This is a genomic window from Dokdonella sp., assembly GCF_051958935.1.
In the GTDB taxonomy this organism is placed as follows: Bacteria; Pseudomonadota; Gammaproteobacteria; order Xanthomonadales; family Rhodanobacteraceae; genus Dokdonella_A.
In genome coordinates this window covers 88,494-113,313 of sequence record NZ_JBQCFP010000197.1, presented here as the reverse complement: position 1 = coordinate 113,313, position 24,820 = coordinate 88,494, and the positions used below count along the sequence as shown (strand labels likewise).

General features: G+C 70.0%; 15 protein-coding genes and 1 pseudogene. 8 read left to right on the top strand and 8 right to left on the bottom strand.

Features of this window, described 5'->3' with window-relative positions; genetic code table 11:
- Nucleotides 1–223: 223 nt before the first annotated feature.
- The 3 genes from ACTHK2_RS18885 to ACTHK2_RS18875 are packed head-to-tail and all read right to left on the bottom strand — an operon-like array spanning nucleotide 224 to nucleotide 2,864.
- Nucleotides 224–2,335, bottom strand: coding sequence for a TonB-dependent receptor family protein (locus ACTHK2_RS18885; RefSeq protein WP_440247281.1), 2,112 nt, complete (start codon nucleotides 2,333–2,335; stop codon nucleotides 224–226).
- Between the two features lie 53 nt (nucleotides 2,336–2,388).
- Nucleotides 2,389–2,547, bottom strand: coding sequence for a DUF3309 family protein (locus ACTHK2_RS18880; protein WP_440247280.1), 159 nt, complete (start codon nucleotides 2,545–2,547; stop codon nucleotides 2,389–2,391).
- Nucleotides 2,544–2,864 (bottom strand): hypothetical protein, encoded by a 321-nt coding sequence (locus ACTHK2_RS18875; protein ID WP_440247279.1) that lies wholly within the window; start codon nucleotides 2,862–2,864, stop codon nucleotides 2,544–2,546. Before ACTHK2_RS18875 ends, ACTHK2_RS18880 begins: the two co-directional genes overlap by 4 nt.
- A gap of 376 nt (nucleotides 2,865–3,240) precedes the next feature.
- On the opposite strand from ACTHK2_RS18875, the pseudogene ACTHK2_RS18870 reads away from it, so the two are divergent.
- The 3 genes and pseudogenes from ACTHK2_RS18870 to ACTHK2_RS18860 form a co-directional block, all read left to right on the top strand.
- Nucleotides 3,241–4,842 (top strand): annotated as a pseudogene (locus tag ACTHK2_RS18870) (sensor histidine kinase); the annotation flags it as partial.
- Nucleotides 4,843–4,850: 8 nt separating this feature from the next.
- Nucleotides 4,851–5,291 carry a response regulator gene (locus ACTHK2_RS18865; protein WP_440247282.1) on the top strand — a complete coding sequence of 147 codons (441 nt, stop codon included), beginning with the start codon at nucleotides 4,851–4,853 and terminating at the stop codon, nucleotides 5,289–5,291.
- Complete coding sequence (locus tag ACTHK2_RS18860) at nucleotides 5,291–6,826, top strand: response regulator (protein WP_440247278.1); 1,536 nt, start codon at nucleotides 5,291–5,293, stop codon at nucleotides 6,824–6,826. The genes ACTHK2_RS18865 and ACTHK2_RS18860 overlap by 1 nt, the downstream gene beginning before the upstream one ends.
- 18 nt (nucleotides 6,827–6,844) lie before the next feature.
- On the opposite strand, the gene msrB is transcribed toward ACTHK2_RS18860, so the two are convergent.
- Both msrB and msrA read right to left on the bottom strand, forming a co-directional pair.
- On the bottom strand, nucleotides 6,845–7,267 hold the full coding sequence (msrB, locus tag ACTHK2_RS18855) for a peptide-methionine (R)-S-oxide reductase MsrB (RefSeq protein ID WP_440247277.1): 423 nt from the start codon (nucleotides 7,265–7,267) through the stop codon (nucleotides 6,845–6,847).
- Nucleotides 7,264–7,923, bottom strand: coding sequence for a peptide-methionine (S)-S-oxide reductase MsrA (gene msrA, locus ACTHK2_RS18850; protein WP_440247276.1), 660 nt, complete (start codon nucleotides 7,921–7,923; stop codon nucleotides 7,264–7,266). Before msrA ends, msrB begins: the two co-directional genes overlap by 4 nt.
- 313 nt (nucleotides 7,924–8,236) lie before the next feature.
- Between msrA and ACTHK2_RS18845 the strand changes: the two genes are divergently transcribed.
- From ACTHK2_RS18845 to ACTHK2_RS18835, 3 genes are all read left to right on the top strand, one after another.
- A complete protein-coding gene (locus tag ACTHK2_RS18845; RefSeq protein WP_440247275.1) occupies nucleotides 8,237–9,484 on the top strand; it encodes an MdtA/MuxA family multidrug efflux RND transporter periplasmic adaptor subunit in 1,248 nt (415 codons plus the stop codon).
- A gap of 54 nt (nucleotides 9,485–9,538) precedes the next feature.
- Nucleotides 9,539–12,775 (top strand): efflux RND transporter permease subunit, encoded by a 3,237-nt coding sequence (locus tag ACTHK2_RS18840; RefSeq protein WP_440247274.1) that lies wholly within the window; start codon nucleotides 9,539–9,541, stop codon nucleotides 12,773–12,775.
- Nucleotides 12,776–13,505: 730 nt separating this feature from the next.
- The gene (locus ACTHK2_RS18835; RefSeq protein WP_440247273.1) at nucleotides 13,506–16,643 is read left to right on the top strand and encodes an efflux RND transporter permease subunit; all 3,138 of its coding nucleotides are present in this window, start codon (nucleotides 13,506–13,508) and stop codon (nucleotides 16,641–16,643) included.
- 327 nt (nucleotides 16,644–16,970) lie between these two features.
- Here the strand turns inward: ACTHK2_RS18835 and ACTHK2_RS18830 are convergent, their stop codons facing one another.
- A complete protein-coding gene (locus ACTHK2_RS18830; RefSeq protein WP_440247272.1) occupies nucleotides 16,971–18,797 on the bottom strand; it encodes a 3-hydroxybutyrate oligomer hydrolase family protein in 1,827 nt (608 codons plus the stop codon).
- An 89-nt stretch (nucleotides 18,798–18,886) separates the two neighbouring features.
- Between ACTHK2_RS18830 and ACTHK2_RS18825 the strand changes: the two genes are divergently transcribed.
- Nucleotides 18,887–19,531 carry a response regulator gene (locus ACTHK2_RS18825; RefSeq protein WP_440247271.1) on the top strand — a complete coding sequence of 215 codons (645 nt, stop codon included), beginning with the start codon at nucleotides 18,887–18,889 and terminating at the stop codon, nucleotides 19,529–19,531.
- Between the two features lie 141 nt (nucleotides 19,532–19,672).
- On the opposite strand, the gene ACTHK2_RS18820 is transcribed toward ACTHK2_RS18825, so the two are convergent.
- Nucleotides 19,673–22,993 carry a hybrid sensor histidine kinase/response regulator gene (locus ACTHK2_RS18820; protein ID WP_440247270.1) on the bottom strand — a complete coding sequence of 1,107 codons (3,321 nt, stop codon included), beginning with the start codon at nucleotides 22,991–22,993 and terminating at the stop codon, nucleotides 19,673–19,675.
- Between the two features lie 258 nt (nucleotides 22,994–23,251).
- Here ACTHK2_RS18820 and ACTHK2_RS18815 point away from each other — a divergent pair, with 258 nt between their 5' ends.
- Nucleotides 23,252–23,596 (top strand): zinc ribbon domain-containing protein YjdM, encoded by a 345-nt coding sequence (locus ACTHK2_RS18815; RefSeq protein WP_440247269.1) that lies wholly within the window; start codon nucleotides 23,252–23,254, stop codon nucleotides 23,594–23,596.
- Between the two features lie 93 nt (nucleotides 23,597–23,689).
- Here the strand turns inward: ACTHK2_RS18815 and ACTHK2_RS18810 are convergent, their stop codons facing one another.
- Nucleotides 23,690–24,808, bottom strand: a complete 1,119-nt coding sequence (locus tag ACTHK2_RS18810) for a hypothetical protein (protein WP_440247268.1) — start codon at nucleotides 24,806–24,808, stop codon at nucleotides 23,690–23,692.
- Nucleotides 24,809–24,820 lie beyond the last annotated feature (12 nt).

The following is a 24,820-nucleotide window of genomic DNA, read 5'->3' as shown; positions in this document are numbered from 1 at the left end:
CCCTTTCTCTTGGTGACTTCTCTTTGGGCGAGCAAAGAGAAGTCACCCGCTCGCCGCCGAGGCGAGCGGAACCTCGCGACAGCACCCCGGGGGGCGAAAGAAGCCTTTCGCGGATACGCGCATTGGAGTCGACGTGGCGTTCCCATCTGGGAGCCAAGGCTGCCAAGGCCCACGCTACGCCGAGGCGAGGCCGACCATTCGCCGATCCCGACAGCTCAAACCCTCACCGACTCCACGTCCACTTCACCCCGAGCATGAACGCCCGCCCCGGCGCCGGCTCGAAATAGCGCCCATTGCCATCGTTGACGATCACCGAACCCGCGTAACGCCGATCGAACAGGTTGTCGATGCGCGCGAATGCGTCGAGCCGTCCTGCGTCGAGTTCGAAGGCATAGCCGAGATCGGCGGCGGCGACGACATAGCCGGATGCGCGATCGGTGCCGAGGTCGTTGACGACGACCGCGCCGACCGCGTCGGCCGCGGTGCCCGCGTGCCAGCCGTGCTCGCCGCCCCAGCGCAGGCCTGCATGCACGGTGCTGCGCGGGATGCCGGGGATGCGCGCGCCGGCCGCGACCGGCGTGTCGGGAGCCGTGCACGGCGTACCGGCGCAGGTAAGGAAGGCGGAGCGGAACGTCGCGTCGAGCCAGGTCCAGGCGAGCTGCAAAGTCCAGGCATCGCCGATGCGCCAGGCGAGCGCCGCTTCGGCGCCGTCGCGGCGCGCCTTGCCGATGTTCTGGTAGGTCGTGCGCCCACCTGTGCTGGTCGCGACCGCGAGTTCGTCGCGCGTGTCGGCGCGGAACAGCGCGACGCTGGCGTCCACCGACGTGGACGGCCGCAGCTTGATGCCGAGTTCGGCGTTGCGGCTGCGCGCGGGGTCGAGATCGAACGCGAGGCCCGCGGCGCCGTCGGCGCGGTAGCCGAGTTCGTTGAACGTCGGCGTCTCGAAGCCGCGCCCATACGACGCATAGACGTTGACCCCGCGCGCCGCGCGCCAGAGGAGGCCCGCGACCGGCGTGGTCGCGCCATAGTCGAGGCGGCCGCTGTCGTCGGGATTGCCCGCGGTGACGTAGCGGTCGCGCGCATCGAAGGCGACGGAGCTGTGGCGAAGACCGGCGACGAGGCTCCAGCGCTCGGCGATGCGCCAGGTCGCCTGCGCGTACTGGTCGAAATCGCGTACCGTGTCGTCCTCGTCGCGGCGCAGCGCGCCGCGCACGCCGAGCACGTCGCCGACGAAGTTCTCGTAACCGCGCCGATGCTGCGCCTGCCGATCCCAGCTGAGGCCGGCCGCGAGTTCGAAGGCGCGGCCGGCGAGTTCGCCGCTCCAGGTCCAGCGCGCATCGCTGCCGCCGTAGCGGGAGTCGAGGTCGACCACGCCGCCCGAGTGCTTCGGGTTCGCCTGCGTGGCGACCGGGATCGCGAGGTACTGCTCGACCTCGCGCGTGCCGTAGTAGCCGAGCACGCGCAACGCGTGGCCGCCGCCGAGATCCTGTTCCCAGATCGCGCCGCCCTGGTTCTGGTGCACGCTCTTGCGCGTGTCGAACTGCGTGGCGACGCTCGCGACGCTGCGCGGGTCGGCGTCGAACTGCGCATGCGTGAGCCCGAGCGGATCGTCCGCGCCGGGCAAGGCGAGCGTGTTCGCGAGCAGCGTCAGCTTGCCGCCTTCGCCGAGGGTCCACGCGAGCTTGGCGTTGCCCGACTCGCGCTTCGCCGCGCTGTGGTCGCGCCAGCCGTCGGTCTGGAAGTGCGTGAGGTCGAGGTTGTAGTCGAGGTCGCCTGCGACGCCGCGCGCATTCACGCTCGCGCGCGCATTGCCATGGCTGCCGCCGACGAGGTCGAGCGAGACTTGCGGCGGCACGCTGCCGTCCGCGCCGAACAGCTGGATCACGCCACCCGAGGAATTGCCGTAGAGCGCCGAGAACGGACCGCGCAGCACTTCGATGCGCGCGGCGGAATCGAGGTTGAAATGCGACACCTGGCCCTGCCCGTCCGGCATCGTCGCGGGGATGCCGTCGGTGTAGAACCGGACGCCGCGCACGCCGAACGTCGCGCGTGCGCCGAAACCGCGGATCGAGATCTGCTCGTCCTGCGCGTAGTTCTGCCGGTCACGCGCGAGGAGGCCGGGCATCCCGCCGAGCCAATCGGACGGGTTGACGCCGAATACGTCGACGACGTCGTCGATGACGACGGCATCGATCGAGGCCGGTATGTCAAATGCGGACTGCGGCGTGCGCGTCGCGGTGACCACGACGACGGGCAGGTCGGGGTCAGCACATGGCGCCGCGATCGGGCACAGTCCGGCGAGGACGGGCAGATACCGCCATGGAATCGTTGGCATCGGCAGGGCGGGCTCTTCGGGAAGCCCGCCATCCTAAGCCAACGGCCGGCCCGCTAGAACACGCCGAGCAGCAGCAGGACCACGACGATCGCGAGCAGGAGGCCCGCGCCACCGGCCGGGTAGTAGCCCCAGCTGCGGCTGTACGGCCAGGCCGGCAGGCCCGCGACGAGCGCGATGATGAGGATGATGATGAGGAGTGTGCCGATGCTCATGCGTCGTCTCCCGACAGGATCATCCAGTTCGACAGGCGCTCGTGGCGCACGACGCCGAGGTCGGCCTCGATGTCGGCGATGTTCGCGCCGAGGCCGTAGGTACCGACCAGATGATCGGCCTCGAGGTTGGGGCAGCGATCGGCCGCATCGAAATAGACTTCGGCGGCGGCATCGGTCCAGACCACGATGTCGCTGCGCTTGAGTGCGTGGTGCAGGTTCAGGGCGATGATGCCCAGATCCCCGGTGAGCGACCCCGCGAGCTTGGCGCGCTGGGCGCGCCGGTCGGCGAAGGTACTGGGTGGTGCGATGGAAGCCATGACGAACCCCTTGGTTGTCGCCCGGCAAGGGCATGTCGATGCGTGGATGGTCCTGTGCGGTAATGTCGCGATGGACGGCGTGAACGTAGCGGCGCCCCGTTCAACCGATCGTTAACGCCTCGGGCCCGTTGCCGGCACCGTTCATCCTGCGTTGCTGAACGAAAAACAACCCTTGTGCGCTGGACGCGCGGCCCATTTCCATGCGAGATAGGCGGCTGCGCATTACTTTTCGGGGAGAACCGGGCCGGTGCGACTGACCGCTGCGAACATGCGTTTCCTTGCGCTGATGGGCAGCCTCGTGCTGGTCGTCTTCGTCGGCTGGCTCGTGCGCCAGCGCGTCAGCGACGAGACCAACGCGTCGTTCCGCTGGCTCGGCCATTCGCAGCAGGTCCGCACGACGCTGTACGACCTCAATGCGGCGCTCGCCGAACTGCAGGCATCGGCCTACGCGACCCGGCTCACGCCGGGCGACGAGGCGGTGCGTGCACGTTATGCGGTCGCGCACGCGCGCTTCGAACCGCTGCTGCAGCAGCTGCGTGAACTCACCATCGACAACCCGTCGCAGCAGGAGCGCATCGGCTTCCTGCGTGCGCGGCTGGATGCGGCCGTCACCGAACTCGACCGCGTGGTCGATGGCGCGGATGCGCCCACGGCGCTCGCGCGCGTCGCGATCGGCGACATCACCGACGATCTGCTCGTCGAGGAAAACCGCCTCGCGCTCGAGCGCCAGCAATATGCGGACCGGCGGATCGCGTTCGCCTCGTTCGTGACGATCGCCACGGCGATCGCACAGGTGCTGCTGCTCGGCTTCGTGCTCTGGCTCGCCGAGAAGCAGACCATGCGCCGCATCGAGGCCGAAGCGGGCGCGCGCAGCGCGGTCGGGCGCGCGCGCCTCATCGTCGAGTCCGTGCGCGAGCCGATCGCGGTGGTCGACGCCGACCTCGCCCTGCTGCAGACCAACCGCGCGTTCAACGACGTCTACGGCCTCGCCACCCCCGAAGGTACCGCCCTCGAAAGGGTCGGCGGCTGGAGTGACGCCGCGCTGCTGCAACGCCTGCGCGACGTCGTCGGCCAGCGCCGCGAGCTGTGGGACTTCGAGACCGAGCAGGACGGTGCCGACGGCGCTCGCCGCCGCGTGATCGTCAACGCGCGCGCGATTGACCTGCCCGACATCTCGCGCCCGGCCGCGCTCATCACGGTCAGCGACATCACCGCGCGCAAGCATTCCGAGGAACAGGTGCTCGAGCTGAATCGGCAGCTGTCCGGCAAGATCGAGCAGGTCACCGAGGTCAACCGCGAACTCGAGGCCTTCTCCTATTCGGTCTCGCACGACCTGCGCGCGCCGCTGCGCCATATCGCCGGCTTCGCCGACAAGCTCGCCTCTCAGCTCGGCGACGAGCGCGATGCCAGGCTCGCCCACTACTGCGCGGTGATCGCCGACTCGGCGCGGCGCATGTCCGCACTGATCGAGGACCTGCTCGCCTACTCGCGCCTCGGCCGGCACGCCCTGCGGCTGCAGCCGGTGGACCTGCAGTCCCTGGTCGAGGAAGTCCGCTCGACCCTGATGTCGGCGATCGAGGACCGCACCGTGCAATGGCAGGTCGCGCCGCTGCCGGTCGTCATTGCCGACGCCTCGATGCTGCGCCTGGCCTGGCAGAACCTGCTCGACAACGCCCTCAAGTACACTGCGGCACGGGATCCAGCGCTGGTCGAGATCGGTTTCCGGGACGACGGCGATGCGCGCGAATTCTGGGTGCGCGACAATGGCGTCGGCTTCGACATGAAATACGCGGACAAGCTGTTCGGCGTGTTCCAGCGCCTGCACAAGGCATCGGAATTCGAGGGTACCGGCATCGGCCTCGCGTCGGTGCGCCGCATCATCGCGCGGCATGGCGGGCATACCTGGGCCGAAGGCGAGACCGGCAAGGGCGCGACCGTCCATTTCACGCTGCCACGACACGAAACCATCCGGGAGTAACGATCTTGATCCGCGAAATCCGCTCGATCCTGCTCGTCGAGGACAGCCTCGCCGATGCCGAAATGACCATCGACGCGCTGCGCGAGGCGCGCATCGCCAACCCGATCGTGCACGTCGAGGACGGCGTGGATGCACTCGACTTCCTGCACGCGCGCAACGCATTCGCGGGCCGCCGCGACGGCAACCCGGTCGTGGTGCTGCTCGACATCAAGATGCCGCGCATGGACGGCATCGAGGTGTTGCGCGCGATCCGCGCCGACGAGTCGACCCGCTCGATCCCGGTGGTGATCCTCTCGTCCTCGCGCGAGGAGCGCGACCTCGCCGCGAGCTGGGACCTCGGCGTGAACGCGTACGTGGTCAAGCCGGTCGACGCGAGGCAGTTCTTCGACGCGGTGCAGACGCTCGGCCAGTTCTGGGCCGTCATGAACGAAGCGCGCCCCGAGGCCTGATGGCGGACGCATCGCCCGCGCTGCGCGTGCTGCTGGTCGAGGACAGCGAACTCGATGCCGAGCTCGTGCTCGACCAGCTGCGCGACGACGGCCTCGACCTCGACTGGCGCCGCGTCGAGGACGAAGCCGGGTTCGTTGGTGCGCTCGCGACGTTCGCGCCCGACATCGTGCTGTCCGACCTCAGCATGCCCGAGTTCTCCGGCTATCGCGCACTCGAGATCGCGCGCGACACGGCGCCGCGCGTCCCGTTCCTGTTCGTGTCCGGCACGATCGGCGAGGATGCGGCGGTCGAGGCGCTGCGCCGCGGCGCGACCGACTACGTGCTCAAGGACAACCTCGCGCGCCTCGCGAGCGCGGTGCGCCGCGCACTCGCGGAAGCCGAGGACCGGCGCGCGCGCGACGCGGCCGAGGCGGAACTCTTGCGCGTGCAACGCTACGAGAGCCTCGCCCTGCTCGCGTCGGGCCTCAGCCATGACCTGCGCAACGTGCTGCAGCCGATCGCGATGGGCGTGGCGATGCTGCGCGACGATCCGAACGAGGAAATACGCAAGATCGGCCGCCTGATCGGCGAATCGACCCAGCGTGGCCTCGACATCGTCGCCTCGATGCTGTCGTTCGCGCGCGGCTCGCGTGCAGCGGTGCACCGCCTGTCGATCGCCTCGCTGATCGACGGCCTCGCGATGCTGCTGCGTGGCAGCCTCGCCAGCAACGTCGAGCTCGTCGTCGATGCGCCGGAGCGGACGCTCGAAGTCGAGGGCAATGCGACCGAACTGCAGCAGTGCCTGCTCAACCTCTGCCTCAATGGCGCGCAGGCAATGCCCGCGGGCGGCACGCTGCGCGTGACGATGCGGCCGCAGCTGCTCGACGAGACGTTCTTCCTCGCCGACGAAACCGCGCGGCCCGGCCGTTTCCTCTGCATCTCGATCAGCGACACCGGCATCGGCATGTCGCAGCAAGTGAAAAGCCGCCTGTTCAAGCCGTTCTTCACGACCAAGGAGAAGGGCACCGGCCTCGGCCTGCTGTCGTGCCAGCGCATCCTCGCCAACCACGGCGGCGTGATCCGCGTGGAGAGCGAGCCGGGCAAGGGCTCGACGTTCTCGCTCTACGTGCCGATGCCTGCCGCGAGCGAGGCCCCGGAGGGGCCTGCCGCGATCGCACGGGGCCATGGCGAGCGCGTGCTCATCGTGATCGAGCGCGAATCCAAGCTCGTCATGCTGCAGGACATCATCGAGTCGAGCGGCTACGCGGTGACGGCTGCCGACAATGGCGCGGTCGCGATGCAGTCGATCGAACGCGATGGCCTCCCCGATGTCGTGCTCATGGACGGGCGCATGACGCTCATGACCGGCGTGATGACCGCCTCGCACCTGCTCGAGCGGGACTACCGCGGCCCGCTGATCCTGATCGCTGCGCCCGCCGAGCGCACCACGATCGAACCCGACCTGCCGCCGCTGCCGCGCATCCGCTTCATCGACCGGCCGGTCGACCCGGACCAGCTGCTCACCGTGCTCGCCGAGGAAGTCCGCGCGCGCTGACGCGCGTGCGGCGTTGCTTCACGCAGGCACGAACTCGAGCGCGGCCGAGTTCATGCAGTAGCGATTGCCGGTCGGAGCGGGACCATCCGGGAACACGTGACCGAGATGGCTGTCGCAGCGCGCGCAGCGGATCTCGGTGCGCACCATGCCGTGGCTGGTGTCGCGGATCTCGCGCACGTGCGCGGCGTCGAACGGTTCGTAGAAGCTCGGCCAGCCGGTGCCGGATTCGAACTTCGCGACCGAACGGAACAGCGGCAGCCCGCACAGCCGGCAGGCGAACACGCCTTCGCCGTGCTCGTGCAGGAGCCCGCCACAGAACGGCCGCTCGGTGCCGTGATCGAACAGCACGTAACGCTCCTCCGGCGTGAGGCGCGCCGCGAGCTTTTCGCGTTCGGTCGCGGAGATCGGCGTGAGGTCGTGACCCGATGCGGACGTCGTCATGCGAGGCCTCCGTCCTTGGGCGAATCCGCGCGCAACCAGTCGCCGAACTGCTTGCGCAGCTTGGCCACCTTCGGTGCGGCGACCGCGGCGATGTAGGCCTGTTCCGGATGCTGCGCGGCGTAGTTCTGGTGGTAGCGCTCGGCGTCGTGGAACGCCTCGAGCGGAACCAGCTGGGTCGCGATCGGCGCATTGAACACCTTCGCCGCGTCGAGCTGGCGGATGTAGGCCGCGGCGACGTCGCGCTGCGTGTCGTCGGCGTGGAACACGACCGAGCGGTACTGGCGGCCGCGGTCGTTGCCCTGGCGGTCGACCTGGGTCGGATCGTGCGCGACCGCGAAGAACACCTTGAGCAGGCGGCCGTAGCTGATCCGCTGCGGATCGAAGCGGATCGACACCGCTTCTGCATGGTCGGTGGTACCGCTGCAGACGCGCTCGTAGTTCGCGCTCGCCGCGTCGTCCCCGCTGTAGCCGGAGGTCACCTCGAGCACGCCGTCGAGTTCGCGGAACACCGCCTCGACGCACCAGAAGCAGCCGCCCGCGAGCACCGCGCGCGCCTCGCGCACGCCGGCCGCGGGTGCCGGGTCGAACGCGGCATCGGGGACGAGGGAACGGTCGACGGCGAGGCCGGCGCCGGGAATATCGCAAACGGCATTCATGCAATGACTCCTCAGGGAGGTGGGAACGCGCTGTCTGTGGGAGCGCTGGAAGGCGCGCGGTTTTCGTAGGGCGGACCGACCGGCGGCACGCACCCTGGGCGCGCCGCCCCGCGGTCAGGACAGGTCCACCGCGAAGTTCCTTGCAGATGCAGGCGCACGTCGGCGAATGCAAGCGCGTGCAGGATGCAGGAAACGTGCAGGGCCGTTGTAAAGATGGATTTACGTCGAATCCTGTCCCTCCGTTCAGGTGCGACTGTTAGCCTTCGCGCAGCGCCGGGCGGAGTCCGGCCGGCCCTGTTCCGAAGGAAGATCCATGTCGCGTTGGAAGCTCGCGCTCATCGTCGTCGTCCTGCTCGTCGCCGGCCTCGTCGGCTGGCGCATCTTCCACTCCGGAGCAGCGCCCGCCGGCGCCGGCCGGCGCGGCGCCGGAGCCAATCCGGACGCGCCCGTCCCCGTGACCGTGGTCGCCGCGGCCAACCGCGACGTGCCGGTCTATCTCACCGCGCTCGGCACCGTGCAGGCCCTGAACACGGTCACCGTGAACGCCCAGGTCGGCGGCCAGCTCATGGCGCTGCACTTCGCCGAAGGCCAGGAGGTGAAGCAAGGTGACCTGCTCGCCGAGATCGACCCGCGCACCTACCAGGCCGCGCTCGACCAGGCCGCCGCCAAGAAGAAGCAGGACGCCGCGCAGCTCTCCGCGTCGCAGAGCACGCTCGCGCGCTACGAGGAACTCATCAAGAAGAACTTCGTCTCGGCGCAGGACCTCGAGAACCAGCGCCAGACCGTGCGCCAGCAGCAGGCCCTGATCGCGGCCGACGAGGCCGCGATCGCGAGCGCGCGCACCCAGCTCGGCTACACGCGCATCACCGCACCGATCACCGGCATCGCGGGCATCCGCCAGGTCGACGTCGGCAACATCGTGCAGGCGAACGCGGCCAATGGCATCGTCGTGCTGACCCAGGTGCATCCGATCAACGTGATGTTCACCCTTCCCGAGCAGAACCTCGAAGGCGTGCGCAGCGCGCAGCGCGCGGCTGCGGACGGGCTCGAGGTGGCCGCGCTCGATCGCACCGATGCGCACGTGATCGCGACCGGCGCGCTGAAAGTCATCGACAACCAGATCGACACGACGACCGGCACCTTCAGGCTGAAATCGGAATTCGCCAACGCCGACAACGCGCTGTGGCCGGGCCAGTTCGTCAACGTGCGCGTCAAGCTGCGTACCGTCGCAGGTGGCCTCGTCGTCCCTGCGACCGCGGTGCAGCGCGGCCCCGAAGGCAACTACGTCTACGCGTTGCAGGCGGATGGCACCGTCGCGATGAAACCGGTCACGACCGCGGGCGATGCCGGCGACAACGACGTGCTCGTCGCGAGCGGCATCGCGGCCGGCGACAAGGTCGTCACCGAAGGCCAGTTCCGCCTCAAGCCCGGCAGCAAGGTGCAGGCGCTCGCGCCGGGCGAGACGCCGGCGCCGCCGAGCACGGAGGAACTGTCGAAACTGAAGGACGCGGGCGCGCCGCAACAGGGCCAGCGGCGCGGCGGACGGCGCGGGGGCGGCTGATGCGCGCCACCATTCGCCGCCGTCGCCATGGCATCGCGGCCGGGTGAAGTCGCCATGAGTTTCTCCACCCTGTTCATCCGCCGGCCGATCGCCACCTCGCTGCTCATGGTCGCGCTGCTCCTGCTCGGCGTCATCGGCTGGCGCGAGCTGCCGGTCGCCGCGCTGCCCGACGTGGACGCGCCAAGCCTGATCGTGACGACGCAGTATCCGGGCGCGAGCGCATCGACGATGGCCGCGCTCGTGACGACGCCGCTCGAGCGCCAGTTCGGGCAGATCTCCGGCATCGTCACGATGAGTTCGGACAGCTCGGCCGGCCTCTCGACGATCATCATCACGTTCGACCAGGACCGCGACATCGACGCCGCCGGCCAGGACGTGCAGTCGGCGATCAATGCCGCGCGCGGCACCTTGCCGTCGAACCTGCCTTATCCGCCGATCTACAACAAGGTCAATCCGGCCGACGCGCCGGTCCTGACCCTGATGCTCACGTCCGAGACGCGCCCGCTGCGCGAAGTCAACGACTACGCCGACAGCATCCTCGCCCAACGCCTGTCGCAGATCGGTGGCGTCGGCCTCGTCAGCATCGCGGGCAACGTGCGCCCGGCGGTGCGCGTGCAGGTGAACCCCGCGCAGATCGCCAATCTCGGCCTGACCATGGAGGACGTGCGCAGCGCGCTGACCCAGGCCAACGTCAACGCACCGAAGGGCAGCCTCAACGGCACGGTGCAGAGCTACAGCATCGGCACCAACGACCAGCTCGCCGACGCGGCGGAATACCGCTCCACGATCGTCAGCTACCGGAACGGCGCGCCGGTGCGCCTGTCCGACATCGCGAGCGTCGTCGACGGCGTCGAGAACGACCAGCTCGCCGCGTGGGCGAACGGCAAGCCCGCGGTGCTGCTCGACATCCGGCGCCAGCCGTCGGCGAACATCGTCAAGACGGTCGAGGACATCCGCAAGGAACTCCCCGCGCTGCGCGCGCTGCTGCCGGCCGACGTGCACCTGGACGTGTTTTCCGATCGCACCGTGACGATCCGCGCCTCGGTCGAGGACGTCGAGTTCACGCTCGGCCTCACCGTGCTGCTCGTGATCGCGGTGATCTTCGTGTTCCTGCGCCGCCTGTGGGCGACGCTGATCCCGAGCGTCGCGGTCCCGCTGTCGCTGCTTGGGACATTCGGCGTGATGGCGTTCGCCGGCTTCTCGCTCGACAACCTGTCTCTGATGGCCCTTACCGTCGCGACCGGCTTCGTCGTCGACGATGCGATCGTGATGATCGAGAACATCGTGCGCTACATCGAGCAAGGCAAGCAGCCGCGCGAGGCGGCGGAGATCGGCGCAAAGGAGATCGGCTTCACCGTGCTGTCGCTGACGGTGTCGCTGATCGCCGTGTTCCTGCCGCTGCTGCTCATGCCCGGCGTGACCGGGCGCCTCTTCCACGAGTTCGCCTGGGTGCTGACGATCGCGGTCGCGCTCTCGATGCTCATCTCGCTGACCCTGACGCCGATGATGTGCGCCTACCTGCTCAAGGCGGACGCGCTTCCGGCAGGCGACCACGCGCATGCCGCCCCCGCGGCGGGTGCGAAGCGCGACCTCTGGACGCGCATCCTCGACGCCTATGCGCGCAGCCTCGACTGGGTGCTCGCGCGCCAGCCGCTGATGCTCATCGTCGCGTCGGCGACGGTCGTGGTCACGATCGCGCTGTACGTGCTGATCCCCAAGAGCCTGCTGCCTGAACAGGACACCGGCCTCATCACCGGCGTCGTGCAGGCCGACCAGAACATCGCGTTCCCCGCGATGCAGGAACGCACGAAGGCGGTCGCCGACGCGGTGCGCGACGTACCCGGCGTCGCCGGCGTCGCGGCGTTCGTCGGCGCGGGCTCGGTCAATCCGACGCTCAACCAGGGCCAGGTCAGCATCGTGCTGAAGCCGCGCGGCGAGCGCGGCGGGCTCGCCGAAGTCGTACCCGCGCTGCAGCGCGCCGCGGCGCACATCCCGGGCGTCGCGCTGTACCTCAAGCCGGTGCAGGACGTCGCACTCGACACGCGCGTCGCGCCGACCGAATACCAGTACACGCTGTCGGAAGTGAACTCGAGCGAGCTGGTCGGCTTCGCCGCGCGCATGACCGACGCGCTGCGCAAGCGGCCCGAACTCGCCGACGTCGACAACAACCTCGCCACGCAAGGCAACGCACTGCACCTCACGATCGATCGCGAGAAGGCGAGCCGACTCGGCGTGCCGGTGCAGACGATCGACGACACGCTCTACGACGCGTTCGGCCAGCGCCAGATCTCGACGATCTTCACCCAGCTCAACCAGTACCGCGTCGTGCTCGAGGTCGCGCCCGAATTCCGCACGAGCAAGGCGCTGCTCGACCAACTCACCGTGCGCGGCAACGGCAACGGCGCGCTGACCGGCAGCAACGCGACCACGCTCGGCCAGGCGACGTCGAGCAATTCGGCGACGCCGTCGGGCATCGGCAGCGCCGGCAATGTCGGCATCGCCCTCGGTGCCGGCGGTGCGATCCCGCTGTCCGCGCTCGCGAGCGCGACCGAGACGAACGCGCCGCTCGTCGTCAGCCACCAGGACCAGCTGCCCGCGGTGACGATCGCGTTCAACCTTGCGCGCGGCTATTCGCTTTCCGACGCGGTCGAGGCGATCCATGCGGTCGCGGCGCAGCTGCAGTTCCCGCCACAGGTGCGCGGGCAGTTCGTCGGCAAGGCGGCCGAGTTCTCCGCCTCGCTCGCCGACGAGGCAATGCTGCTGCTCGCCGCGGTGGTGGTGATCTACCTCGTGCTCGGCGTCCTGTACGAGAGCTACATCCATCCGATCACGATCATCTCGACCCTGCCGCCCGCGGGCGTCGGCGCGCTGCTCGCGCTGATCGTCTGCGGCATGAGCCTGTCGGTCGACGGCATCGTCGGCATCGTGCTGCTGATCGGCATCGTCAAGAAGAACGCGATCATGATGATCGACTTCGCGATCGAGGCGCAGCGCGACGGCATGAAGCCGCACGAGGCGATCCGCCGCGCCTGCCTGCTGCGCTTCCGCCCGATCATGATGACGACCGCCGCCGCACTGCTCGGCGCGCTGCCGCTGGCGCTCGGCAACGGCATCGGCTCCGAGCTGCGCAAGCCGCTCGGCGTGTCGATCGTCGGTGGCCTGCTGCTGTCGCAGCTGATCACGCTCTACACGACGCCGGTGATCTACCTCTATTTCGAACGGCTGTCGGAGTGGATCCGGCAGCGGCGCGAGGCGCATGCACGCGCTGTGGCGCAGCCGAGGTCGGCATGACGGCTCTGTCAGCGATGACTTCGATGTCGCCGTCCGGGAGAAAGCGGGAATCCAGCCCGGCCTTGCTTCCGTCGGTGAGTCATCGGAGCACGCAACGCTGCATGCGCGAAGACCGACTCGCATCACTGCGTGTTCGTCCCGCATCCCTGCGGGCCGGTTACTTTCTCTTGCTTGCCCAAGAGAAAGTAACCAAAGAGAAGGGCACCCCGACAGCGGCGCCCTCCGGGCATCCTGCCCTGCGGGTGCGTGAACGCCAGTCGGGGTTCGCCGACGGCGCTCCTGCGCCGGCGGCGAACGCGCGCACGTCCTGTGCGCGCCCCTGCGGGCTGATCCGCCTGTCGTCCACCGCCGCTGACGGGGTCCCGGAGAAGCGGCGCGCTCCTGCGCGCAGAAGCCGGACAAGCAAAGTGGAACCGAGCGAAACATCCATCGATACGCGCTCTGCGATCACACACAGGGTGGGACACAGCAGCGCCGTAACGTCGATCGGAGGCGACACGTATCCCCGCGAGTCCCACCGGCTGCTGCGGAGCGTGGTCGCACGGTGCCGATGGGGCGGATGCGAGACAAACACGCAGGGATGCGAGTCGGTTGTCGCGAAGGACGCGCGGCTTCGCTGGATTCCGGCATTCGCCGGAGTAACCAGAAGCGAACATCGCCGCGGGCTTGAAGGAGCGGCGGACCCACGCACAAGCGCTCGCGAAACCGCGTTCGCGCGGAGACGCGCCGCATGAACATCTCCGCACCGTTCATCCGCCGCCCGATCGCGACTTCGCTGCTCGCGATCGGCCTGTTCGCCGCGGGCGCGATCTGTTATTTCCTGCTCGGCATCGCGGCGCTGCCGAACCTCGAGCCGCCGGTGATCTTCGTCAGCGCGAGCCAGCCCGGCGGCAGCGCGGACGTGATGGCGGCGACCGTCGCCGCGCCGCTCGAGCGCCACCTCGGTCAGATCCCGGGCATCGACACGATCAACTCGACGAGCAGCGAGAACAGCGCGTCGGTGATCCTCATCTTCGACGGCGGCCGCAAGGTCGACGACGCCGCGCGCGACGTGCAGGCCGCGATCAACGCGGCCGCGCCTGACCTGCCCGCGGGCCTCACCAATGCACCGACCTACCGCAAGGCGAACCCGAACAACCAGCCCGTGCTCGCGCTCGCGCTGACCTCCGACACCGAACCGCTGTCGAAACTCTACGACTACGCCGATTCGCTGATCGCGCAGCGCATCCGCCAGTTGCCCGGTGTCAGCGACGTCGACGTCGCCGGGGGCGCGACGCCGGCCGTGCGCGTCGACCTCAACCTGCGCGCACTCAATTCGATGGGCCTGTCGCCCGACCAGCTGCGCAATGCCCTGACCGCGGCGAACGTGACCTCGCCGCAGGGCTTCCTCTCCGACGGCCGCACGACGATGGCCGTGTCGGCGAACGACGCGCTGCACACCGCAGCCGAGTTCGCCGACCTCGTGATCGCGGTGAAGAACGGCGTGCCGGTGCGCCTGTCCGACGTCGCGACCGTGCGCGACGGCCAGCAGGACCAGTACCAGGCCGCCTGGTACGGCACGCGGCGAGCGATCCTGCTGTTCGTGCGCAAGCAGGCCGATTCCAACGTGATCGCTACGGTCGACAGCGTCAAGGCCGAAATCCCGGTACTGCAGACGTGGCTCCCGGCCGGCGTGACGCTGACGCCGTTCTTCGACCGCACGCCGATCATCCGCGCCTCGATCGACGAGGTGCAGGTGAGCCTCCTGATCAGCCTCGGCATGGTCATCGTGACGATGGCGCTGTTCCTGCGCCGCCTCGCGCCGACCGTGATCGCCGCGACGGCCGTACCGCTGTCGATCGCCGGCGCGTTCATCGTCATGTACGTGCTCGGCTTCACCCTCGACAACATGTCGCTGATGGCGCTGGTGATCGCGATCGGCTTCGTCGTCGACGCCGCGATCGTGGTGATCGAGAACGTGATCCGCCACATCGCTGCCGGCATGCCACGGCTCGAAGCGACCCTGCTCGGCGCGAAGGAGATCGGTTTCACGATCGTCTCGATCACCGCCTCGCTCGTCGCGGTGTTCGCGCCGGTCATGTTCGCGAGCGGCATCACCGGCCAGTTCTTCAAGGAGTTCAGCATCACGCTGATCGCGGCGATCCTCTTCTCCGCACTCGTCTCGCTGACGTTGACCCCGGCGCTGTGCGGCCGCTTCCTGACGCCGCATGCCGAGGCGAAGCCGTCGTGGCTCGGCGCGCGCATCGACGCGTTCCACGCAGGCATGCTCGACGCCTACCGCTACCTGCTCGACCATGCGCTGCGCCGGCCGCGCCTGACCGCGCTGCAACCGCTGCTGCTGATCGTGCTGACCGTGTTTCTCTTGCGTTTCCTGCAGAGCGGCCTGTTCCCGCAACAGGACACCGGCATGCTGCAGGGACGCATCAGCGCAGGCTCCGACATCTCACCGCCGCGCATGATGGAGCAGACGCAGAAGCTCGCCGCACTCGTCATGCAGGATCCTGCGGTCGACAGCGTCGGCTCGCGCCTCGGCGGCGGCTTCGGCCGCGGCGGCGGCGGTTCGGGCCAGCTCTACATCACGCTCAAGCCGCTCGCCGAACGCCGCGGCGAGTCGACGTTCGCGGTGATGACACGGCTCAATCGCGCCGCGCAGGCGATGCCGGGCGTGCAGATGCGCCTGCGTCCGGTGCAGGACCTGCCGAGCGGCGGCGGCGGCGGCGGTGGCGGCGGCGGCGGGCAGTACCAGGTGCAGCTCAAGGGCAACGACATCGCGAGCCTGCAACAATGGGCCCCGAGACTCGTCGCCGAGCTGAAGAAGGTGCCGCAACTGCGCGACGTCGGCAGCGACGTCGACGAATCGGGGCCACGCCAGACGCTCGTGGTCGACCGTGACAGTGCGACGCGCCTCGGCATCAGCGTTGCGGCGGTCGACAGCGCGCTCAACGACGCGTTCGGACAGCGCCAGGTATCGACGATCTATTCCGACGTCAACCAGTTCAAGGTCGTGCTGAGCGCCCTGCCGAACCAGGCGACCGACCCGGGCTCGCTCGAGCGGCTCTACGTGCGCGCGAACTCCGGCGCGATGGTTCCGATCACCGCGGTCACGAAGATGGTCGATGGCGTCGCGCCGACCGAAGTGAGCCACGAAGGCCAGTTCTCGACGATGAGCCTCAGCTTCAACCTCGCGCCCGACGTGAGCATGGGCCAGGCGCAGGCGATCATCGAGAGCACGATCGCGGGGATGCGCCTGCCCGGCGACATCCGCCTCGACTTCGCCGGCGACTTCCGCAACTTCCAGCGCCAGCAGGGCGACAGTTCGCTGCTGATCTTCGGCGCGATCATCGTCGTCTACATCGTGCTCGGCATGCTGTACGAGAGCCTGATCCATCCGGTCACGATCCTCTCGACCCTGCCGTCGGCGGGCGTCGGCGCGCTGCTCGCGATGGTCCTCACCGGCACCGAGCTCTCGGTCGTGTCGATGATCGCGATCGTGCTGTTGATCGGCATCGTCAAGAAGAACGCGATCATGATGGTCGACTTCGCGCTCGTCGCCGAGCGCGAGCACGGCCTCGCGCCGCTGGAGGCGATCCGCGAGGCCTCGCTCGTGCGCTTCCGGCCGATCATGATGACCTCGATGGTCGCGATCTGCGCCGCGCTGCCGCTCGCGATCGGCTTCGGCGTCGGCTCGGAACTGCGCCGCCCGCTCGGCATCGCGATGATCGGCGGCCTGATCGTGTCGCAGAGCCTGACCCTGCTGTCGACGCCCGCGATCTACCTCATCTTCGCGCGCATGAGCGAGCGCCGGCGGCAGCGTCGAGAAGAACGCCGCGCGCGGGCGACGGCCGTGCCGGCGGTGACGCGCGGATGATCAGCCGAAAAGCGGAGCCTGAAACATCGAGCACGAGGAGGGAAGGTTCGGGCTCCGCACCTGGCGGTCGACGCGAGCCGCGAGCCGCACGATGTGTGGGGTGCGGCGCGCCCCCCGTGCTGTAGAAAGCGAAGAGTGAACTTCGCCCGCGTTGGGAGCGAAGATCGAGATACCGGGCACGCGGAGGAAATCCCCCAGCGGCGTGTCGCCATGCCCATCGACCGGCGTGTGCACCAGGACGCGCGAAGGTCGACGCGTTGCCTGCGCTTGCCAGGACATTCTCCGTGTGGCCGGCGTGTTCCGTGTTTCAGGCTGCCCGCTGTTCGCTTAGCGGATGAGTCCGAGCGCGTCGTGATCGAGCGCGCCAGCGCCGCGTGGCCTGCTCGGGAAACGCCGCGCATCCGGCATGGACCTGCCGTCGGCGAGGTGCGCCCACACCGCGTCGAGTGCGGCGTAGCCGTACGGCAGCAGCGGCACGTAGCGGTCACCGAAGCCGGGCAGCGGCAGGAACGCGTCGAAGTGCTGCGCGTGCGGCACGCGCCAGTACGCCGGGTTGCGCCCCGCCGCCTCGAGTGCGGCGACGTAGACGCGCGAATGGAACGGTTCGGGCAGCAGGCCATCGGCTTCGCCATGGATGACGACGAGCGGCAAGCCGGCACGCGGCAGCTTCACCGCCGTCGCGGCCACCGCCGCGCGCAGGACGCGCGCAGCGGCGTCGTCGCTGCTCCACAGCGCGCGCAGGCAATCGATGCCGGATGCGGTCGGGTCCGCCGACGACGACGCATCGATGCCGCCGAGCAGCTGCACGCCGGCGCCGGGCGGAATGCCGCTTGCATCCGACCACCAGGCCGCGCGCGTGGCCGCATCGGCGGCGACCGCCGCGCCGTGCGCGTCGACGGCGGCGTAATGGAAGCCGCACGGCATCGTCGCCGGCGTCGCGCGAAGGTACGACGCGGCGTAGGTCGCGGCGATCGCGCGCCAGAGATCGAAACGGGTCGAACTCGCCGCAGTCTCGATCGCAGGGTCGTCCCAACCGCCGGCCCGCAGGCGCTCGATGGCCGAGCGCGCCTGCACGACGCGATCTCCGCCGTCGACGAGGCCGCGCTCGCGCAAATGGGCGCAGCGTGCGAGCCAGGCCGATGGCACCGCGCCGTCGGCGCGCGCGAACGGCGTCGCGTCGTAGCGCGCATCGGTGAGCGCGCACGGCAGCAGCTGCGCGGCTTCGCTGGCGACGTCGTAGAGCGGACGCGTGCCTTCGACGTGCACGTTCGGCGCGAGCGCGACCACGCCGTCGACGATTCCGTCGGCATCGAGGCCGGCCGCCTGCAGCGCGGCACCCGCGCCGTTCGATACGCCCGTGATGATCACACGCGTGTTCGCCGGCGTGAACGGCGCCTGCCCCGGATACGCGCGGTCGAGCATCGCAAGGCCGAAGCGCGCGGCCTGCAGGACGTGGCGGCCCCAATCGGCCTCGGGATGATCTCCCGACTGCGCGTGCTTGACCGCGATGCCGGTGGCGCCGGCCATCGGCGCTGGCTCGAACTCGAGCGGCGCCGCGCCGCGCGCCGCGCGCGTGCCGTCGAGCGCGACGCCACTGTCGGCGTCGATATCGAAATAGCCTGGGCCCGTGCCCTTGTCGGTGTAGGCGACCGCGCAACCGCGCGGCAGTGCCCATGCACCGGCGAGTGCGATCGCGCCGTACACGCCGCGCGAGCCCGACGACGCGGCGACGACGAGGCAGCGCGCGCGCGCATCGAACGCATCCGGCGCCTGCAGCAGCACGCGATGCGGCGATCGCGCGCCGGGCACGCGCGCGAACGCCTGGTACTCGAGCCCGGGTACGGCGGGTACCGCACCGTAGATGCGGCCGTAACCGCCGAGTGGGCCGAGATCGGCGATGCCGTTCCAGCTCGTGTGGATCGCGCGCCGGCGCAGTTCCGCCGGCGTCGGCGATGATGCGTCGGCGAACGCCGGCGCCTTCGCGCGCAGGCCGTCGAGCCCGAGGCCGGCGCTGAGCAGGTCGTCGTTGCCGCGGTGCACGCTCTCGCGTACCTCGCTCACGAATTCGCTCGTCGTCATGGGGTCCTCCGGCGCGGGGCGCGTCGCACACGCGGCGAGCAGGGTGGAGAGCAGCGGCAGCACGAGTCGGCGCATCCGCGCAGCCTAACGCGGCGTGCGCGCGGGCGTCATCGTACGAAAGTCCAGTGCGGCGCAGTGGGCGGCGGCGCTGCTACAGTGCGGGCGTGCGCATCCTGCTCGCCGACGATCATCCGCTGTTCCGCCTCGCACTCGCGCAGGCGGTGCGCGCGACCGCACCGGACGCGCAACTCGCCGAAGCCGCGACCTTCGACGAGGCACGCGCGGACCTCGCCGCGCATGCGGACACCGACCTCGTCCTGCTCGACCTCGACATGCCCGGCAGCCACGGCCTCATCGGCCTCGCGAGCCGGCGCGCGGAGCATCCCGCGATCGCGGTGGCGATGGTGTCGGCGCAGGACGATGCGGCAACGATCCGCCGCGCGCTTGCCTGCGGAGCGGCCGGCTACATCTCCAAGCGCGCCGGCCTCGACGAGCTCGGCGAAGCGCTGCGCACCGTGCTCGACTGCCGCACCTGGCTGCCGCCGCACGTGCGTGACCGCGTCGCCGCCGCACCCGATCCCGCCGACCGCGCGCTCGCCGCGCGGCTCGCCTCGCTGAGCCCGCAACAGATGCGCGTGCTCGGCCTCGTCGCGGACGGCCTGCTCAACAAGCAGATTGCCGACCGCCTCGACGTGCAGGAGCGCACGGTGAAGGCGCACCTGACCGCGATCTTCGAGCGCCTCGGCGTGCGCAACCGCACGCAGGCAGGGGTGCTGCTGCGCACGCTCGAACCCGCCGCGGGTGGCTGATCGCCCGCACGCTCCGTACGTCAAAGGCATCATTGGCTGCGACACGGGCGACCTGTCGACGCTCGATGACGCGAATGCGCTCGAGGAAATCCGCGTAGCGCTCGCGCGCGGCGCGGATGCAACGAGCGGCGACGGCCGATCCTAGGCGATCGCGGCCGGCGCGTCGCGCGCTGCGAGCAATCGCGCCATCAACGACTTCAGCGCGAGCGGCTTGAGCGGCTTGTGCAGCAGCTGACAGCCCGCGGCGAGCACCGCGCGGCGCACGTCTTCGCCATGGTCGGCGGTGACGACGATGCACGGCAGCGCCACGGCGCTCGCACCGAGCGCAGCGCGAAGCTCCAGGCCGGTCATGCCGTCGAGGTGGTAGTCGAGGATGAGCAGGTCGGGCGCCCTCGCACCGCACGCGGCGCGCGCAGCGTCGACGTCGCCCGCGATGACGACCTGGCATTCCCAGTTTTCGAGCAATGCGCGCGTCGCCGCGAGCACGGCCGCATCGTTGTCGACGACGAGCACGCGCTGGGCAGGAGCGGCATGCGTGTCGATGTCGTCGGCCGCACCCGCGCCGATCGGCTCGGCACATGGCACCTCGATCGCGAACACGCTGCCCTTCCCCGGCCAGGAGCGCAGCGTGAGCGGGTGGCCGAGCAGACGCGCTACGCGCTCGGCGATCGCGAGGCCGAGCCCGAGGCCGGCGCCGCCGCGGTCGAGCCGGCGGAACTCCTCGAACACGAGCGCACGGTCCGACTCGGCAATGCCGGCGCCCGAATCCCACACTTCGATGCGCAGGTGTGCACCGCGGCGCCGGCAACCGAGCAGCACGCTGCCGCTGCGCGTGTACTTGATCGCATTCGACAGGAAGTTCTGCAACACCCGCCGCAGCAACTGCGGGTCGCTGCGCAGCCATGCGCGGGTCGCCACGCAACGCAGCGCGAGGCCCTTCGCCTCGGCCAGCACGCGGAACTCGGCGGCGAGGCCCAGCAGCAGGTCGCCAGCGGCGAACGCGCGCGGCTCCGCGCGCATGCCGCCGGCATCGAGGCGCGAGATGTCGAGCAGCCCGGCGAGCAGCGCCTCGGCCGAACCCAGCGCACCATCGATGTGCGCGACGGTTTCCTGCACGGACGCGCCGGCGACGCGCTGCGCGAGCGCATGCGTGAACAGGTGCGCCGCGTGCAGCGGCTGGGCGAGGTCGTGGCTGACGGCGGCGAGCAGGCGCGTCTTGGCGCGGTTCGCGCGCTCGGCCGCCGCGCTTGCGCGCGCGAGTTCGGCGGTGCGCTCGGCGACGCGCTGCTCGAGCGTCTCGTTCGCGCGCGTGAGCGCACGCTCGGCTTCACGGAACGCGGTGACGTCGGTGAAAGTCGCGACGAAGCCACCGCCCGGCATCGGGTTGCCGCGGATCTCGAGTACGCTTCCGTCGGGCAGGCGCCGTTCGGAGAGGTGCGGCGAGCCGGAGCGCATCCAGGCGAGGCGCCGCTCGACGCGCGGCTCCAGCGCGCCGTCGCCGACCAGGCCGCGCGCGATGTTGTGGCGCGTGAGGTCGGCGACCGGTCGGCCGATCGCAAGCAGGCCGGGCGGATAGGCGAACAGTTCGGCGTAGCGGCGGTTCCAGGCGACGACGTCGAGATTCGCGTCGACGACGCAGATGCCCTGGCTCATGTTTTCGAGCGCGGCCTCGAGAACGCGCTGGTTGAAGCGAAGGTCCTGGCTCGCCTCGCCGACGATCGCGGCGACGGTGTCGAGCTGGCCGCCGCGCTCGCGCCGCGCGACCTCGAGCAGCAGGCGCGCCGAGGCGGCGCCGATCACCGCGGCGAGTTCGTGCTCGATCGACGCTACGAGCGCCGCATCCGCATGGCCGCGCCGCCCGCCGACGAGTGCGGCGACGCGTTCGGCCGGCAGGAAGCGCGCGCCGAGCGCGGCGAGTTCGTCGATGGCGAGCTCGCGCCCGTGCGCGACGTCGCCGCTGCGCGAGCGATGCAGGCGCGCGACGCCCGCGAGCACGACGAGGTTGACCGCGAGGCTCGCGACGAGCGCTCGCGCGAGCTCGCTCCAGTCGACGAGGCCGAACAGGGTCGACGGCGCGAGCACGGCGATCCCGAACGGTCCCGCGCGCAGCGCTGCAGCGAGCGCGGGCGTGAGGCCCGGCAGCAGCACGTACAACCAGACCGCGCTGCCGGCGACGAGGCCGGCGGCGACCGCGCGCGCGCCGATCGCAGGCCGGTACAACGCGGCGAGCACGGCCGGCATCAGGCCCGCGAGCGCGGAGAACGACAGCGCGCCGATGTCGGCGAGCGCGTTGCTGCCGGCGAGCGCACGCGAATAGCCCCAGGCGAGCAGCACGACCGCAAGGATCGCGACGCGACGCTGGCGCAGTACGGCCGGGCGCAGGTCGCCGCGCTCGCGCGCCCAGTCCGCGCGCACGCGCAGCGGCGCGAGCCAGTGGTTGCCGATCATGAGGCTCAGCGCGAGCGTCGCGACGATGACCATGCTGGTCGCCGCGCTGAGGCCGCCGAGGAACGCGAGCACGGCGAGTCCGCGCTGGCCCTGCGCGAGCGGCAGCGCGAGCACGTACAGGTCCGACGACACGCCGAGCGGTGCGAGGCGCGTCGCGCCCGCCTGCGCGAGCGGCAGCACCGGCAGCGCGATCGCGCACAGGTACAGCGGCAGCAGCCAGCGCGCGCTGCGCACGTGGGCGGGATCGCGGCACTCGACCACGCCCGCGTGGAACTGGTGCGGCAGCGTGAACGCGGCGAGCGCTCCGAGCAGGATCAGCGCGGGAAAGCCGCTCGTGTCGCGCGGTGACGCATGCGCGGCCGCCTCGACGTCGGGCAGCTGCAGCACGAGCGCACCGATCGCGAGCATCGCGCCGAGCTTGAACAGCGACTCGAACGCGAGCGCGAGCACGAGGCCGCGATTGTGCGCGGCGGCCGGCGCGCGCCGCGTGCCGAACAGCATCGCGAACAGTGCCATCGCGATGGCGACGTAGAGCGCGCTGTCCTGCCATGCCGGCGCGGTCGGATCGTCACCACGGGCGAACAACGCGTAGCTCATCGCGACCGCCTTCAGCTGCAATGCGATGTACGGCACGATGCCGATGACGGTCACCGCGGTGACGAGCGCGGCGAGTCCCGCGCTGCGTCCGAGCCGCGCGGCGACGAAATCGGCGAGCGAACTCGCATGATGCTCGCGCGCGAGCCGCACGAGCCGCACCAGCACACCGCCCGCGACGAGGTAGAGCGCGATCAGGCCGACGAACGTCGGCGGCAGCCACCAGCCCGAGCGCTCGGCCTGGGTCACCGTGCCGTAGAACGTCCACGACGTGCAGTGCACGCCGAGCGACAGCGCGTAGACGAGGTTCCAGCGGCGCGCGAGCACCTGCGGGTGCCGCTCGCCGTAGAGCGCGACCGCGAACAACACGGCGAGCCAGGCGAAGCCGGCGAGCGCGACCAGGATGGAGGGATAAGTCATGCAACGGACACGCGGCTGGAGTCGGAAGTCCTGTCAGGATTGAAGCACGAAGCGGCCACGGCGGGATCGCCGCTTCGCACCGATCGCGTAGGACGGATCAAGGCGCACATGCGCCGGATCCGCCTTCGCTCCGCTGCGCCGTCCGGGCAACGGCATCCCCACCCGATCCTCTCGGGCACGCGTCGGTCGCGGCGCGGCACGTATAATTGCGGCCCGCAGCGCGGTCGCGTAGCGGTGATGCACGAACGAGGAATCCGGATGAGCGAGCTGCCCCCCTGCCCGAAGTGCGCGTCGACGTACACCTACGAGGACGGCGCGCAGCTCGTCTGCCCGGAGTGCGCGCACGAGTGGACGCCCGGCGCCGCCGAAGCCGCGGAGGCGTCCGACGAGCGCGTGATCAAGGACGCGCATGGGACGGTGCTCGCCGACGGCGACAGCGTGACCGTGATCAAGGATCTCAAGGTCAAGGGCTCGTCGCTCGTCGTCAAGGTCGGCACGCGCGTGAAGAACATACGCCTCGTCGACGGCGACCACGACATCGACTGCAAGATCGACGGCATCGGCGCGATGAAGCTCAAGTCGGAGTACGTCAAGAAGGCGTGATGCAGGCGCGGGCCGACCCGGGGCCGCGCGCGCAGCCGTGCGCCGCGGTAGCATGCATCGCCCCCGCATCGCCTGGGCGATGCCGTAGGCGGATCAATCGTCGAGCGGGCCGATCACGGTCACGGTGTACTCGCCGCATTCGCTCGTGCGATCGGCGCCGATCACGAGCTGATAGTCACCGCCGGGAGCCCCGACAATGTCGTAGCCATTCGATTGCCCGGCCGCGATACAGGCACCGGACGGCCCCGCTCCCGCCGGACAGAGGAACATCCTGAGAGGAAACGGGCCCGCATGCTGCAGCGACACGTTCTGGAGTGTGTCTGACCATGCCAACCGGTGGATCGCGACCGGTCCAATCAGGCTCGTCGCGCCGTAGGCAATCTGCGGCAGCAACAAGGAGCCGCCGCACGTCGTTCCTGCATAGGTCGAGTTCACGCCGCCGCCCGTCGTCAGGGGCGGCCGGTTCGGCTCGACGTTTCCGGCCAGCGACTCGAAGTCGGTCCAGAAGACCTGGTCATCGCTGGTGCGGATTCGGCCGAAGACGAACGGCACGCCGGCCGCGACCTGGTTGAACGCGGGCGTCGTCGCGAGGAGGCCCAGCGTGACGCGGTCGGCGCCGCCGGTCGCCGCGTTGCCCGGGACGGGCAGAACTGCCGAAGGCGCCGTCGTATCCGGATCGGAATTCACCCAGAGGCGGAGCAGCCCGGCCGTTTCGTCGCCGATCTCGACATCGAGCGTGATGTCGAGCGGAAACGCGTCCGAGGTGAACGAAGGCAGGGCGACGGAGCAGGAACTCCCGGCGCACCATCCTTGCAGGCCGAGGATGTAGGCCGTGCTGGAGAGATTTCCGAGCAGGACCACGTTGAATACCGGCGCGGCCCCCTCGGTGACGGCACTGCGTGGCGTGCCCCGGACGAGGCTCACGCCCTGGATCGCGTTCAACGCGGGCAGTCCGGGCGCTTCGACGGTGAAATGAAGGCGCAACGGTGCCAGCGGGTCGCGACGCAGGTAGCTCACCGTGGCGGCGGCCGACGCATCGATCGATGTGACCTGCGCGCGCAGTTCGCAATCGTCCGCGGATTCTTCCCACGCGCTCGATGCTCCCCAGTTCCAGGCGTCGGAGAACGGCGCCACCTCGCAGGCGAGCGCGGCGGGAGTCGCTGCAACGCTGGCCAGCGCGAGCGCCATTTGCTGGACAATGCGGTTGTGCATAAGTGGATCCTC